At 67.0% G+C, this 14557-nt stretch carries 12 protein-coding genes and 1 tRNA gene; 9 read left to right on the top strand and 4 right to left on the bottom strand.

From position 1 onward, the window contains the following. Nucleotides 1-285: 285 nt before the first annotated feature. Entirely contained in the window at nucleotides 286-924 is a 639-nt protein-coding gene (gene upp / locus CV023_RS16235; protein ID WP_230747784.1) for a uracil phosphoribosyltransferase, read from the bottom strand. An 80-nt stretch (nucleotides 925-1004) separates the two neighbouring features. Between upp and CV023_RS16230 the strand changes: the two genes are divergently transcribed. Both CV023_RS16230 and CV023_RS16225 read left to right on the top strand, forming a co-directional pair. Beyond that, the gene (locus tag CV023_RS16230) at nucleotides 1005-1559 is read left to right on the top strand and encodes a tRNA adenosine deaminase-associated protein (protein ID WP_230747781.1); all 555 of its coding nucleotides are present in this window, start codon (nucleotides 1005-1007) and stop codon (nucleotides 1557-1559) included. A 14-nt stretch (nucleotides 1560-1573) separates the two neighbouring features. After that, nucleotides 1574-2008: a nucleoside deaminase gene (locus tag CV023_RS16225; protein ID WP_230747780.1), complete on the top strand. Its 435-nt coding sequence runs from the start codon at nucleotides 1574-1576 to the stop codon at nucleotides 2006-2008. Here the strand turns inward: CV023_RS16225 and CV023_RS19055 are convergent. Beyond that, nucleotides 2005-2634, bottom strand: coding sequence for a TetR/AcrR family transcriptional regulator (locus CV023_RS19055; RefSeq protein WP_230747777.1), 630 nt, complete (start codon nucleotides 2632-2634; stop codon nucleotides 2005-2007). The genes CV023_RS16225 and CV023_RS19055 overlap by 4 nt on opposite strands. Before the next feature lie 35 nt (nucleotides 2635-2669). Between CV023_RS19055 and CV023_RS16215 the strand changes: the two genes are divergently transcribed. Both CV023_RS16215 and CV023_RS16210 read left to right on the top strand, forming a co-directional pair. Next, nucleotides 2670-4127, top strand: coding sequence for a serine hydrolase domain-containing protein (locus CV023_RS16215; RefSeq protein ID WP_230747775.1), 1458 nt, complete (start codon nucleotides 2670-2672; stop codon nucleotides 4125-4127). A gap of 42 nt (nucleotides 4128-4169) precedes the next feature. Beyond that, nucleotides 4170-4260: transfer RNA gene (locus CV023_RS16210), tRNA-Ser, on the top strand. A 232-nt stretch (nucleotides 4261-4492) separates the two neighbouring features. On the opposite strand, the gene CV023_RS16205 is transcribed toward CV023_RS16210, so the two are convergent. Together CV023_RS16205 and CV023_RS16200 are read right to left on the bottom strand one after the other, a co-directional pair. Next, on the bottom strand, nucleotides 4493-4813 hold the full coding sequence (locus CV023_RS16205) for a hypothetical protein (protein WP_230747774.1): 321 nt from the start codon (nucleotides 4811-4813) through the stop codon (nucleotides 4493-4495). Between the two features lie 17 nt (nucleotides 4814-4830). Next, nucleotides 4831-6528 (bottom strand): sodium:solute symporter family protein, encoded by a 1698-nt coding sequence (locus CV023_RS16200; protein WP_230747772.1) that lies wholly within the window; start codon nucleotides 6526-6528, stop codon nucleotides 4831-4833. Between the two features lie 321 nt (nucleotides 6529-6849). Between CV023_RS16200 and CV023_RS16195 the strand changes: the two genes are divergently transcribed. The 5 genes from CV023_RS16195 (at nucleotide 6850) to guaD (ending at nucleotide 14500) form a co-directional block, all read left to right on the top strand. Further along, nucleotides 6850-8325, top strand: a complete 1476-nt coding sequence (locus tag CV023_RS16195; RefSeq protein ID WP_230747770.1) for an NCS2 family permease — start codon at nucleotides 6850-6852, stop codon at nucleotides 8323-8325. 211 nt (nucleotides 8326-8536) lie between these two features. Further along, nucleotides 8537-10021 (top strand): xanthine dehydrogenase small subunit, encoded by a 1485-nt coding sequence (locus tag CV023_RS16190; RefSeq protein ID WP_230747768.1) that lies wholly within the window; start codon nucleotides 8537-8539, stop codon nucleotides 10019-10021. Beyond that, nucleotides 10018-12393: a xanthine dehydrogenase molybdopterin binding subunit gene (gene xdhB, locus CV023_RS16185; protein WP_230747765.1), complete on the top strand. Its 2376-nt coding sequence runs from the start codon at nucleotides 10018-10020 to the stop codon at nucleotides 12391-12393. The genes CV023_RS16190 and xdhB overlap by 4 nt, the downstream gene beginning before the upstream one ends. Further along, entirely contained in the window at nucleotides 12390-13175 is a 786-nt protein-coding gene (gene xdhC / locus CV023_RS16180; RefSeq protein ID WP_230747762.1) for a xanthine dehydrogenase accessory protein XdhC, read from the top strand. The genes xdhB and xdhC overlap by 4 nt, the downstream gene beginning before the upstream one ends. Nucleotides 13176-13216: 41 nt before the next feature. Beyond that, nucleotides 13217-14500, top strand: a complete 1284-nt coding sequence (gene guaD, locus CV023_RS16175) for a guanine deaminase (RefSeq protein ID WP_230747760.1) — start codon at nucleotides 13217-13219, stop codon at nucleotides 14498-14500. Nucleotides 14501-14557: the final 57 nt, after the last annotated feature.

The raw sequence follows: 14557 nt of genomic DNA, 5'->3' as shown, positions 1-14557 counted from the left end.
TGCTCCGACCTTCGAGGCCGATGTGACTGGAAGAGTCCGCTGCGGAATGGGCGTGTACTCGTTCGAGGCCGAACAGCGGGAGGGCGATCACCGGCCACGAACGCAGGGCATACACATCTGTGCCATGCGCATTCGCAGCGAGTGAGTCGAAGAAGTCATGGCTTCATTATTCGTCACACAAAAGTCGAACTGCAATGATGGACGCGAAAATGAGACGACTGTGACGAAATATGACGTCACACGCCGAGGTGCCGCGTCCCTGGTGAGCTTCTGGTCGGTGAGCCTCTAGTCCACGATTCCGTACATGCGGTCCCCGGCATCGCCGAGGCCCGGAACGATGTAGCCCTTCTCATTGAGCTTCTCGTCGAGGGCGGCGGTGTAGATCTCGACGTCGGCCGAGTCCCCGTAGTCGGCCTCGATGCGCTGGACGCCCTCGGGGGCGGAGACGAGGCAGACGGCGGTGACGTCGCGGGCACCGCGCGCGAGCAGGAAGTCGATGGCCATGGCCAGGGTGCCGCCCGTGGCCAGCATCGGGTCGACGACGAAGATCTGACGACCGCGCAGATCATCGGGCAGGCGATCGGCATAGGCGCTGGGTTGGAACGTCTCCTCATCGCGGACCATGCCGAGGAAGCCCACCTCGGCTGTGGGGAGGATGCGCAGCATCCCGTCGAGCATGCCCAGGCCGGCGCGCAGGATCGGGACGACGATCGGGCGGGGTTCGGCCAGGGTGGTGCCGGTGAAAGTCGAGACCGGGGTCGTGACCTCCTTGTCCTCGACGGCGACCGAGCGTGTGGCCTCATAGGCCAAGAGCATCACGAGCTCTTCGGTGAGCTGGCGGAAGCGGGCGGAGTCGGTGTCGCGATCGCGCAGGACGCTGAGTTTGTGGGCGATGAGCGGGTGATCGGCTACGTGAAGTCGCATACCCAAATGGTACGGGAGAAGTTTCCGACTTCGCGTGTCCAACTGTGGTCAACGACCGGGGGAGAGTTCACAATGGAGGCATGTCGTACTTCACTGAGATCCTTGCCGAATCCGCCGACGGCTTCCGTGCCCTCGATGTCGACGTCCGGGACGCCTCCGACCTCGACAGCCTCGTCGACATGATGCGCTCGTCTGGCTCCGAGGACGGGGAGGCCGTGGCCGTGATCGAACACGAGGACGAGTGGTTCGGCCTCGTCCGACTGTGCGCCGACAATGAGGTCAAGGTCTTCCTTTCCGACCTCAGGGCGGTCGAGCTCAGTCCCTTCGCCGATATCTTCTCCGACTTCCTCGACTCCCAGCCCGATGCCTACGAGTCCGAACCCGAGGAGGAATTCGGGATCGACGAGGACGAGGACGGCCAGGACGATGACGAGGAGGATGACGACGAGGTCGAGATGCTCGAATTCGATCCCGACGCCGAATGGGGCGGTGATGCCGATATCTACGCCGACCGCGGGGTCACTGCCGCAACCCTCATCGACCAGGTCGAGTCCTACCGCTCCGACCCGGCGCGCGTCGTCGCCCATGTCGGTGAAGCCGTCGGCTTCGCCGATCAGCTCGAGGCGGCCCGCTGAACGAGCAGACCTGGATGGACCTCGCCCTCGCCGAGGCGGTCCTGGCCCCCGCGCATGACGACGTTCCCGTCGGAGCCGTGGTCCTCGATGCCGCGGGGCGGGTGATCGGGCGCGGTCACAATCGCCGTGAGGTCGATCGGGATCCCGTCGGCCATGCCGAGCTCATCGCGCTGCGGTCCGCCGCCGAGGCGCTCGGCCGTTGGCGGCTCGAGGACGCGACCCTCGTGGTCACCCTTGAGCCCTGTGCGATGTGCGCCGGGGCCATCGTCGGAGCCCGGGTCGCCCGGGTCGTCTATGGGGCCTTCGATGAGAAGGCCGGGGCGGCCGGTTCGGTCTGGGATCTGCTGCGCGACCGCGCGGCCCTCCACCACCCGGAGGTCGTCTCCGGGGTGCGCGCGGATGAATGCCGTGCGCTGCTGGGCGAGTTCTTCGCGGCCAAGCGCGGCTAGCCGGATCGCTCGGAGGAGACGCTCCTCGAGCAGTCCCCGTCGAAGACCGAGTCGATCGCGGCCTCGAGCGGGGCCGGGTCGGGTGTCATCCCGAGAGCGGAGCGGACCATGATCCCGTGGCAGAGAGCGAGAATCGCTCGTGCGGAGGCGGCGGCATCGCGATCGGGCGCGACCTCCCCGCATTCCTTTCCGTTGGTGACAGCGGTCTCCACCTGGTGGACGAGTTCGGCTTCGCGGTCTCGCGCTGTCGTAGTGAGCTGCGGGTTTCGCGCCGCCATGCCGAGGAACTCCTGACGGAGGCGGCACTCGGCCTCTCGTTCCGCGTCGAGGGGGAGGAGCTGGGCGAGGCCTGCGGCGATCATGTCACGGATCGGCAGTCTCGCATGTTCCCCCTGCTCGACCAGGGCTTCGACTCGTGCGCCGATTCGGTCGAGGCAGGCCTCGTAGGAGGATCGCAGAAGTGCGTCCTTGGAGTCGAAGTAGTGCTGGACGAGTCCGACCGAGACCTGCGCGGTGGAGGCCACGCGGGCGATCGTGACGGCACCGAGTCCGGACTCCGTGGCGGTGCGCAGGACGGCGTCGACGATCTGCTCGCGTCGCTGGGCGTGGTCTGAGGTTCGTGGCACGGCATTACCGTATCAGCATATGGTTTAATAACCGTATGGATATACGGGAATCTTCGAGCGCGCTCCGTCGAATCCTCACTGCGGCCCTGGCGGTCGTAGCTGCCGGCCAGCTGTGGGCGGCGCCGGCGGTTGCCGAGCTGCGCAACGGCGAACCCGGGGCTCAGGCGGCCTGTGACCGGATCGAAGGGGATCTGGCGGAGGCGATAGACGAGGCGGGGGTGCCGGGGGCGACCGTCGCCGTGGTGACGCCCGAGTCTGTGGATGTGCGCGCGGTCGGTGAGGATGCCGCGGGAGAGGCACTCGAGCCCGATGCCGCGATGCTCTGGGGGTCCGTGTCGAAGCCGATAGCCGCGACGGTGGTGATGAGGCTGGTCGAGGAGGGCCGCCTCGCGCTCGATGATCCGGTGTCGGAGTATCTGCAGGAGATGCCGGCGACGGACCCTAGATTGCGGTCGGTCACCATTCGGCAGCTTCTCACTCACACGAGCGGATTGCCCTTCGGTGCCGAATTCCTCGACGTCGACGCCCCCGGAAGACGTGCGAGCGACGTCATTGCGGCGATGGAGGATCTTGAGCTCGTCGGTGATCCGGGCGGTGCGTATTCGTACAGCAGTGTGGGGTTCGTCTTCGTCCAAGCCGTCATCGAGGAGGTGGAAGGCGAAGGTCTGGCCGAAGTGGAGTCGAGGCTCTTCCCCGGTGTGGGAGAACTCGATGACGTGAGTCCGGGTGCGCGGTTCGTGGGGAACCGAGCGCTGTCGTGGCGGACTCCGCGCGATGGCGCCGGTCTGGGCTACGGCTATCAGGGCGGGTCGGTCGGGGCTCTGGCCGGCTTCGTCCAGGACTCCTTCGGGGAGGGGGGCGCCGGCGGCATCGACGAGATGATCGAAGAGCCGGTCGATTCCGGCGGGGGAGGATCGATGGGACTCGGGTGGCGCGTGCGGGGCGACGGAGTCGTCTGGCATACCGGCACGGTTCCCGGCTATTTCAGCGCCGTCCATATTGATCGTGAGCGGCAGGTCGCTGTGGTGGTGACGATGAATGCCTCGGGGCTGCTGCATGAGGAACAGCTTCTCGGCATCACCGAGGGCCTGTTCGAGGAGGTCCGAGGGAACGAGGGCGACGGCGGGGACTTCGGGAGCTCGCCGGTGGGGCTGCTGATCCTCCTCGGTGTCGCGGTAGTCGTACTCGTGGTGGTCGGGCTCGGCATTCGGCTGCGAGGAGGTCGAGTCCGTGCGGCATTCTGGCTGGTGGGGTCGCTCGGCGTCGGCTTGTGTGGGTGGTGGCTGCTCCCGGCCCTGCTCGAGGTTCCCGCCCGTTACCTCTGGCTGTGGGTCCCGGAGGTGGCGATCGCTTTCACTCTCATTCCGATCGCCTTGTTCGGCGTCGGCGTCTGGTCGGCATTTCGGTCCAGAGAAAGGGGTCGGCCACGGGCTCGAACCGGGCGTGGGCAGCAGCGGAGGGGAGCGGTCGGGAGTGGCTCAGCTCACCCCTGAGCGATTTGGCCGCCGAGTGCGCCAGACTGTACAGTTGTCGGCGGTGGCGTGTCCGAGCGGCCGAAGGTGCAACACTCGAAATGTTGTGTACGGTAACCCCGTACCGTGGGTTCAAATCCCACCGCCACCGCCAGCGAAAAAGCCCCGGAATCCTTGATGAATCAAGAGTTCCGGGGCTTTCTCTATCGTCCGGAGGATCACAACATCGAACCGGTCAGGGAAGCGCTCGATCAACGCGAATTCCGAAAATGTCGCCTTTGCTCGGTGCTCAGTACTGTCGATCAACACTTAGCTCGACAACAACGTCGCACGAGACGATGTTTTCGAGCTAAGTGTTGACTGACGCCGGACGTCAGCAGCGGCGGTCAGTCCGCCTCAGCGCCGCTGCCGCTGCCGCTTCCGCTTCCGCTTCCGCTGCTGCCGACGGAGCCTGAGGCCGCGGCGTCATCGACGATGCGGATCGGGCGCAGGCGGGCCCACACGAGGAAGACGAGCGCCGCGACGACCAAGCCGATCCCCGTCCACAGGTTCGCATCGATGCCTCCGGTCCGCTCCGCCTCGTCGGGGGACAGGCCGATGATGCCGGCGATGGTCAGGATGATGCCGAAGATGCCCAGCAGCACCCCGATGACATTGCGGATGTCGAAGGCGCCGGCGGTCTTGGTGAGTTCGTTGCTTCTGCTCATTGTTCTCGGTTGCTCCTTCAGCTGAAGACCACGTTGAGGATGATGACCATGATCAGCGCCACGCCGGCCACCGGGGCCGGGCGCTTCCAGATCGGGGGCTTCGGTTCGTTTGGATCATCGAAGTCGGTTTTCGGCGTCTCCGAGTACACGAGGCCGCGCAGCTCGGCGGCCGGCTTCGGCGTGGTCATGAAGGTGACGATGACCGAGAGCACGATGTCGACGACGAAGGCGGTGCTGGCGGCGAGGAACGCCGCGCCCTGGCCCGGCAGGTCGAGGACTCCGGTCTCGGCGAGGATGAAGACGATGACCGCGGACAGGGTTCCGCCGACGAGGCCGACCCAACCGGCGGTCGCGGACATCCGCTTCCAGAACATGCCGAGGATGAAGGTCGCGAACAGCGGCGCGTTGAAGAAACCGAACAGCGTCTGCAGGTAGTCCATGAGGTTGGAGAAGTTCCCGGCGATGAGCGCGGTGAAGATTGCGACGATGCAGGCGCCGACCGTGGCGAAGCGGCCGACCTTGAGGTAGTAGTCGTCCGGGCGGTCCTTGACCACGTACTGCTGCCACAGGTCGTAGCTGAAGACGGTGTTGAACGCGGAGATGTTGGCGGCCATGCCCGCCATGAAGGCCGCGAGCAGGCCGGCGATCGCGATGCCGAGGAGACCGTTGGGCAGGACTTCGCGCATGAGCAGAAGGAGGGCGTCGTTGTAGTTCACGCCCGTCTGAGCCTGCGCGGCCGCCTCGCCGGCGGTGCTCGAGATCTGCTTGAACTCGGAGAGCTGGGAGACCAGCACGGCGGCGATCATGCCGGGAATGACGACGATGAAGGGGATGAACATCTTCGGGAAGGCGCCGATGATCGGGGTCAGGCGGGCGGCGTTGATGCTCTTCGAGGCCATCGCTCGCTGCACCTCGACGAAGTTCGTCGTCCAGTAGCCGAAGGAGAGCACGAAGCCGAGGCCGAAGACGATGCCGACGACGGAGAGCACGGGGTTGTCGAATCCGGAGAGCTGCTGACCGGGCCAGCTGTTGAGCTGCTCTGCACCGAGCATCCCGTCCCCGCTGACCCGCTCGACGAGTCCGTCCCAGCCGCCCACGCGGTGGAGGCCGATGAGCGTCAGTGGCAGCAGTGCGGCGACGATGACGAAGAACTGAAGGACCTCGTTGTAGATCGCGGCGCTCAGACCGCCGAGGGTGATGTAGGACAGGACGATCGCCGCGGCCACGATGAGTGCCACCCACAGTGGCCAGCCGAGCAGCCGGTTGACGATCGTGCCGAGCAGGAACAGGTTGACGCCGGCGATGAGGATCTGCGCGATGGCGAAGGACAGGGCGTTGACCAGGTGGGCCCCTGTGCCGAAGCGCTTGCGCATGAATTCCGGGACGGATCTGACCTTCGACCCGTAGTAGAAGGGCATCATCACCACGCCGAGGAAGAGCATCGCCGGGATCGCACCGATCCAGAAGTAGTGCATCGTCGGCATGCCGTACTGGGCGCCCGTGGCCGACATGCCCATGATCTCGACGGCGCCGAGGTTGGCCGAGACGAAGGCGAGACCGGTGACCCAGGCGGGAAGGCTCCGTCCGGACAGCAGGAATTCGATGCTCGACGAGATCCCGCGTTTGGCGAACCAGCCGATGCCGAGGACGAAGGCGAAGTAGATCGCGATCAGCAGATAATCGACCCACTGGGCGTCCAGGCGGATGTCTTCCACGGGTAACTCCAACTTCTTCGGTGAATGGTCCTTCGGTGGTGTCGTGCACCACAGTCGGACACTCTAGATGACTGTGTGAATGATAGCTAGTGAACGAACATGAAAAGTTTTGATCGATTGTGATGTTTGACACGTTCGCACGGAGCGGCGAAACTGTGCTGATGAAATCAGAAACCTTTTTCCGTATAGCGAAATCATCCCCGTGTGGGAGGATTGCGCTGCGGAGATCGGTCGAATTTCATTGCGCAGGTTCAAGGCGCGGGGTCGGAACGACGATGTTCCCGACCGATCAAATCGAACAACCTGAGGTGGTCCATGAAAATGGCTGACAACAATCAACAGCGGGAGAAGAGTCCCGCCTCGGAGGAGACGGGCGGCCACGGCGTGCTCGACCGGTTCTTCGAGATCACTCGTCGCGGCTCGACGATCAAACAGGAGATCCGCGGCGGCCTCGTGGCCTTCGTGGCGATGGCCTACATCGTCGTGCTCAATCCGCTCATCCTCGGAGGCTCGCAGGACGTCGTCGGCGGCGCCCTCGACTTCGCCCAGCTGACGGCGGTCACCGGCCTCGTCGCCGGTACCATCACGATCCTCTTCGGCGTCGTCGCCCGACTGCCCTTCGGCCTCGCCGCCGGACTCGGCATGAACAGCTTCCTCGCCGTCGCCGTCGTCCAGGAAGTCACCTGGGCCGAGGCGATGGGCCTCGTGGTGATCAACGGCATCATCATCGTCGTGCTCGGCGCCACCGGCATCCGCACGGCTATCTTCCACGCGGTTCCGCACGCGCTGAAGATCGCGATCACGGTCGGCATCGGCCTGTTCATCGCATTCATCGGATTCGTCAACTCCGGATTCGTCACCCGCACCCCGTCCGGCCCGCCCGTCCAGCTGGGCCAGGACGGCTCGATCGCCTCCCTGCCGACGGTGATCTTCCTCTTCGCGCTCATCCTCATCGGTGTGCTCGTGTCCCGGAAGGTCCCCGGCGCCATCCTCATCGGCATCATCGTGGCTACTATCGCCGCGATCATCGTGCAGGCCATCACGAAGCTCGGCACGGTCGGCGACCCGGTCAGCCCGGATCCGAAGGGCTGGAACCTCTCGGCTCCCGAGATCCCCAGCCAGCTCGTGGCCGTGCCCGACTTCTCGCTCATCGGCGCCTTCGACCTCGTCGGCTCCTTCGAGCGCATCGGCGTCCTGGCCGCGACGATGCTCGTGTTCACCCTCGTGTTCACGAACTTCTTCGACGCGATGGGTGCGATGACCGGCCTGGCCCGCAACGCGGGTCTGCAGACCTCCGACGGAATGTTCCCCCGCATCCGCGGCGCCTTCATCGTCGAAGGCCTGGGGGCCGTGGCCGGCGGTGGCGCCTCGGCGTCGTCGAACACGGTCTTCGTCGACTCCGCAGCGGGCATCGCGGAGGGTGCGAGAACGGGGCTGGCGGCCATCGTCACCGGCATCCTGTTCCTGCTCTCGATGTTCTTCGCCCCGCTCATCGCCGTCATTCCGATGGAGGCCGGTGCCGCCGCCCTCGTGGTCGTCGGCGCGATGATGGTCGCCGAGATCCGCGAGATCGATCTCAGCGATTTCCGCACCTCCCTGCCGGTGTTCCTGACGATGGTGACGATGCCGCTGACGTACTCGATCGCCAACGGCATCGGCGTCGGATTCATCACCTGGACCCTCATCCACTCGATGAGCCGCCGCGGCAAGGACGTCCACTGGCTGCTGTGGGTCGTCTCCGCCGGATTCATCCTCTACTTCGTTCGCGGACCGATTTCGGCTATCTTGGGAGCATGACGAATATGTCTGAGATCACAGCTTGGGGAAAGGGCCGGATCGCCCACGGCGACTGAGTAGCTGCACAGTCGATGCCGGATCCGAACCGATCCCGAGCCGACACCACGTTCTTCGCTGCTGTTCGCATGGATAACCAGAAGTACGAAGAACGAAGCAACTGCTCCAACCATGCACTGTGCGCCACATCGACGAGGCGCAGGAGGTAAGTGCAATGTCCGCACCGACAACACAACGGGCCACCGCCGAGATCTCTGTGAACGGACGGGCCCATGAATTCCACGGCCCGCCTCACACCAACGCCCTTGACTTTCTCCGCGGGCAGGGCCTGACCGGCTCCAAGGAAGGCTGTGCCGAAGGCGAATGCGGGGCCTGCGCGATTCTCGTCGCCCGCCCCGACACCGAGGACTCCACACGCTGGACCTCGGTCAACTCGTGCCTGCTGCCGGCCGCCGCACTCGACGGTCAGGAGGTCGTCACCGCCGAAGGCCTCGCCGCCGACGAACACATCCATCCCGTCCAAGAGGAGATGGCAGTGCGCGGCGGCTCCCAATGCGGATACTGCACCCCCGGATTCATCTCCTCCATGGCCGCCGAATACTACCGCCCCGAACGCGCCGGCGACGCCGTCGACCCGGGCGAGCACTGCGGTCCCAACGGCTTCGACATCCACTCCCTGTCCGGCAATCTCTGCCGCTGCACCGGCTACCGCCCGATCCGCGATGCCGCCTACGCCCTCGGCCAGCCCGAACCCGGCGACGTGCTCGCCCAGCGTCGAGACCGACCCGCCCCCGCCTCGGCGACCACGGACATCCACCGCGCCGACACCGCGACCGGTCAAATGGGACGGTACCGTCGTCCCGCCACCCTCGCCGAGGCGGGCGAGATCCTCGCCGCCGAACCCGAGGTCGTCCCCGTGGCCGGGACCACCGACTGGGGCGTCGAGGTCAACATCAAAGGCGCCCGCGCCAAATCCCTGCTCGCGCTCGACCGGCTGCCCGAACTGCGCGGCATCACCCGCACCGACGAGCACATCGAACTCGGCGCCGCGAGCACCCTGAGCGAACTCGAACGCGAACTCGGCGGGTCGATCCCGCTGCTGGGCAAGCTGTTCCCGCAGTTCGCCTCCCGCCTCATCCGCAACGCCGCGACCATCGGGGGCAACCTCGGCACGGGCTCACCGATCGGGGACACCCCGCCGGCTCTGCTCGCGCTCGAGGCCGAGCTCGTGCTCACCTCGGCGCGGGGGAGTCGCACGGTCGAACTGGCCGACTACTTCACCGGCTACCGGCAGACGGTGCGCGAAGCGGGTGAGCTCATCTCAGCGATCCGCATCCCGCTGCCCCTGGCCCCTCTGACCTCCTTCCAGAAGATCGCCAAACGCCGCTTCGACGACATCTCCTCGGTCGCCATCGGCTACGCCGTGGACGTCGTGGACGGAACCGTAGCCAAGGCGCGGATCGGCCTCGGAGGGGTCGCGGCCACCCCCCTGCGGGCACGCGCCACCGAGGCGATGCTCGAGGGGCGGCCCTGGACGCTCGAGACCGTGCACGCCGCGGCCGAGACCCTCGCCGCCGAAGGCACCCCGATGGACGACCACCGGGCCAGTGCCAAGTATCGGACCGCGATGCTGCGGTCCTCCCTGGAACGCTTCTTCGCCGAGCAGCTCGGCGCGATGAACCAGGAGGCCACGCGATGAGCCAGCTCTCCCAACGCCCCGTCGACCCGATCGTCGGCGAGAGCCACCACCACGAAAGCGCCTTCGGCCATGTCACCGGCAAGGCCCTCTACACCGATGACCTCGTCGGTCGTCTCACCGGCGTCCTCCATGCCTTCCCCGTGCAGTCGACCCAGGCGCATGCGAAGCTGGAGGCGATCGACGTCGACCCCGCCTACGCGGTGCCCGGCGTCGTCCGGGTGATCACCGCCGCGGACATCCCCGGCGTCAACGACCAGGGCGTCAAGCACGATGAGCCGATGCTGCCTGTCGACGAGATCATGTTCTTCGGCCAGCCCATCGCCTGGGTGCTCGGTGAGGACCTCGAGGCCGCGAAGGCCGGAGCCGCCGCCGTCGTCGTCGCAACCGAAGAGCTGCCCTCCCTGGTCACCGTGCCCGAGGCGATCGCAGCGAACAGCTTCCACGGCGTCCAACCGGTCATCGACAAGGGGCAGGTCGACGATGCCTTCGCCGATGCCGCTCACGTCTTCGAAGGCGAATTCGAGTTCGCCGGGCAGGAGCACTTCTACCTCGAGACGCAGGCCTCCCTGGCCCACGTCGACGAGAACGACCAGATCTTCATCCAATGTTCGACCCAGCATCCGACCGAGACCCAGGACATCGTCTCCCATGTCCTCGGGGTGCCCGCCCACGAGGTGACCGTGCAGTGCCTGCGGATGGGCGGCGGATTCGGCGGCAAGGAGATGCAGCCCCACGGCTATGCCGCGCTCGCCGCCCTCGGCGCGAAGCTGACCGGTCGACCGGTGCGGCTGCGGCTCAACCGGACCCTCGACATCACCATGACCGGCAAGCGCCACGGCTTTCATTCGACGTGGAAGATCGGGTTCACCGAGGAGGGGAAGATCCTCGCCCTCGATGCGACCCTGACCGCCGACGGCGGCTGGAGCCTCGACCTGTCCGAGCCCGTGCTCACCCGCGCGATGTGTCACATCGACAACGCCTACTGGGTGCCCAACATCCGCGTCCACGGCCGCATCGCCAAGTGCAACAAGACCTCGCAGACGGCCTTCCGCGGATTCGGCGGACCGCAGGGCATGCTCGTCATGGAGGACATCCTCGGTCGGGTCGCTCCGAAACTGGGGCTCAGCGCCCGCGAGCTGCGCCGCCGCAACTTCTACTCCGCGGGTCAGGACACGCCCTACTATCAGCCGGTGCGCCATCCCGAGCGGATGGGTGCGGCCTGGGACCAGGTCCTCACCGACGCCGAGGTGGCGGCCCGGGAAGCCGAGATCGCCGAGTTCAACGCCGGCAGCCCCGACGTCAAACGCGCCCTGGCGCTGACCCCGGTGAAGTTCGGGATCTCCTTCAACCTCACCGCCTTCAACCAGGGCGGGGCGCTCGTGCTCGTGTACAAGGACGGATCCGTCCTCATCACCCACGGCGGGACCGAGATGGGCCAGGGCCTGCACATGAAGATGCTGCAGGTCGCGGCCACCACCCTCGGGGTGCCCCTGTCGACGGTGCGGCTCGCGCCCACCCGCACGGACAAGGTCCCCAACACCTCGGCGACGGCGGCGAGCTCCGGCTCCGACCTCAACGGCGGCGCTGTCAAGGACGCCTGCGAGCAGATCCTCGGCCGCCTGCGGCAGGTCGCGGCCGGTCTGCTCGGGGCCCCGGCACACGAGGTCAGCGTCAACCGCGGGATCGTCTCCGCGCTGTCGTCGAAGAAGACCGTGACCTGGGAAGAGCTGATCAACACCGCGTACTTCCAGCGGATCCAGCTCTCGGCCTCCGGGTTCTATCGGACCGAGGGACTGCACTGGGACCTGTCGACGATGACCGGGGAGCCCTTCAAGTACTTCGCCTACGGGGTGGCGGCCTCCGAGGTCGAGGTCAGCCGCTTCGACGGCTCCTACTCGCTGCGTCGGGTCGACATCGTCCACGACGTCGGAGACTCGCTGTCCCCGCTCATCGACCTCGGCCAGATCGAGGGCGGCTTCGTCCAGGGTGCCGGCTGGCTGACCCTGGAGGATCTGCGCTGGGATGACTCCGACCGGCCCAGTCGCGGACGCCTGGCCACCCAGGCGGCGAGCACGTATAAGATCCCGAGCTTCTCCGAAGCACCGGAGGTCTTCAACGTCTCGCTGCTGGACAAAGCCCACGAAGAGGGAGCCGTCTACGGGTCCAAGGCCGTCGGTGAGCCCCCGCTGATGCTCGCCTTCTCCGTGCGCGAAGCCCTGCGGGAGGCCGTCGCCGCCTTCGGGCCGGGCGGAGCCGGCGTGGAGCTGGCCTCACCTGCGACCCCGGAGCAGGTGTTCTGGGCGATCGAGTCGGTGCGTGCCGCCTCGCCCGCGACAGCCGACCACCGGGAAGGCGAACGAGTACCGTCATGACCTGGATGGACACCGCAGCCGAGCTCCGCGGGGCTCGGGTGCCGGCCGTCCTCGTCACTCTTGCCTCCGTGCGCGGGCACGCCCCGCGTGAGGCCGGAGCGAAGATGATCGTCACCGCCGATGGGCTGCATGGAACCATCGGCGGAGGCAATCTCGAGATGACGGCCCTCACCCGCGCCCGCGAATTACTCGATGCCGAGGCTCGGGCCCCGGAGATGCTGACCCTGCGACTCAACGACAAGGCTCCGGCGAAGTACGGCCGCCAATGCTGCGGGGGAGAGGTCAACCTGCTGCTCGAACCCCTGCCGGTGCCCGCAGCGGTGGCGATCTTCGGCGTCGGCAATATCGGGCTCGAACTCGCGCGGATACTCAGCCGCCACGACATCGACCTCCACCTGTCCGATTCCCGGCCCGAGCTCCTCGCCGAACTCGACCGCCTCGAGGCCGGCGTGGCGAACATCGCGAGGTCCTTCTCCATGGTCGGCGAAGAGGTGCTCGTGGGACTGCCGGCCGGCACCCACGTGCTCATCATGACCCACGACCATGCCGAGGACCTGCATCTGTGCGATGCGGCCCTGCGGCGGGGAGACCTCGGCTCGATCGGACTCATCGGCTCGAGCGCCAAATGGCAGCGCTTCCGGAAGAACCTCATCGCCGACGGCCACGAACCCGCTCTCGTCGACACAATCGACTGCCCCATCGGCCTGCCCGAACTCACGGGCAAGAGCCCGGCCACGATCGCGCTCAGCGTCGCCGCCAAACTCATCTCCACCATGGGCTGAGCAGCCCAGCCACGAATTTCACTGCAAACAGGAGCATCACCATGATCATCTACCGCGCCCGCGTGTTCGACACCCCCGAGAGTCCCTTCACCGGCGGTGAGCTGCGCGCGGAGTCAGATGTCGCCCTCGTCGTCGACGACGGTCTCATCACCGACCGCACCGACTTCGCCTCCGCGACGGCGGCCCATCCCGAGGCCGAGGTCGTCGACCTGCGCGCGGGAGTCCTCATTCCCGGCCTCGTCGACACCCATGTCCACTACCCGCAGGTCAGGGCGATCGGGCATCTCGGCAAACCCCTGCTCGAATGGCTCGACCACAGTGCCCTGCCCGAGGAGGCGAAGCTGGCCGAGGAGACCTACGCCCGGGCCGTGGCCGGCGAATTCCTCACCGGACTGACCTCGGCGGGGACCACCTCGGCGATGGTCTTCGGCTCCCACTTCGCGACCGCCATGGACGTCCTCTTCTCCCGCGCCGCCGAGGTGGGGCTGCGCGTGACCTCCGGCCTCGTCACCAGCGACGTCAACCTCCCGGAGGCGCTGCTGACGAACGTGGAGCGCTCGCACGCCGAAGGCCAGGCGCTCATCGACCGCTGGCACGGCGTGGGGCGGCTGCGCTATGCCGTGACCCCGCGCTTCTCCTTCTCCGCGGGACCTGAGCTGCTCGCCGCGGGCGGGCAGCTCGTGGCCGAGAACCCGGGCATCTGGGTCACCTCGCACCTGAACGAGAACCGCGACGAGATCGCCGGCGTCGCCGAGCTCCACCCCGAGTCCCAGGACTACCTCGACACCTACGACCGGGCCGGGCTGCTGGGCCGGCGCACGATCCTCGCCCACAATGTCCACCCCGGGGGCCGAGAGCTCGCGCGGATGGCCGAAGCGGGAGCCGCCGCGGCGCACTGCCCGACCTCGAACTCGGCCCTGGCCAGCGGATTCTTCCCGCTGCGCAGACACATCGAGGCGGGCGTGCGCGTGGCGTTGGGCTCCGACGTCGGTGCGGGAACCGGATTCTCCCTGCTCAAGGAGGGGGCGCAGGCCTACTTCATGCAGCAGCTCGATCCCGCCGGGGGAGTCCCGCTCTCCGGGGCCCACCTGCTGCACCTGGCCACCGCCGCCGGCGCCGAGGCGCTCGAACTCGACGAGGTCGGCGATCTGTCGGTCGGCAAGCGCTTCGACGCCGCCTATCTGCGTCCGACCGAAGGTCAGCCGCTCGACGTGGGCCTGACCCATGCGGCCTCCGACGAGGATGCGCTGGCGAAGATCTTCGCCCTCGGCACCCCGGCCGACATCACCCAGGTCTGGATCGACGGAGCCCTCGTCAAGGCCTGACCGCCCACCCCACTGCTACCTGACGGCGGCCCAGCACCCTCGCGCGAGGGTGCTGGG

This window comes from Brevibacterium sp. CCUG 69071 (assembly GCF_021023135.1).
Taxonomy (GTDB): Bacteria; Actinomycetota; Actinomycetes; order Actinomycetales; family Brevibacteriaceae; genus Brevibacterium.
The sequence above is the reverse complement of the archived record's forward strand: the minus strand, read 5'-3'. Positions and strand labels throughout refer to the sequence as shown.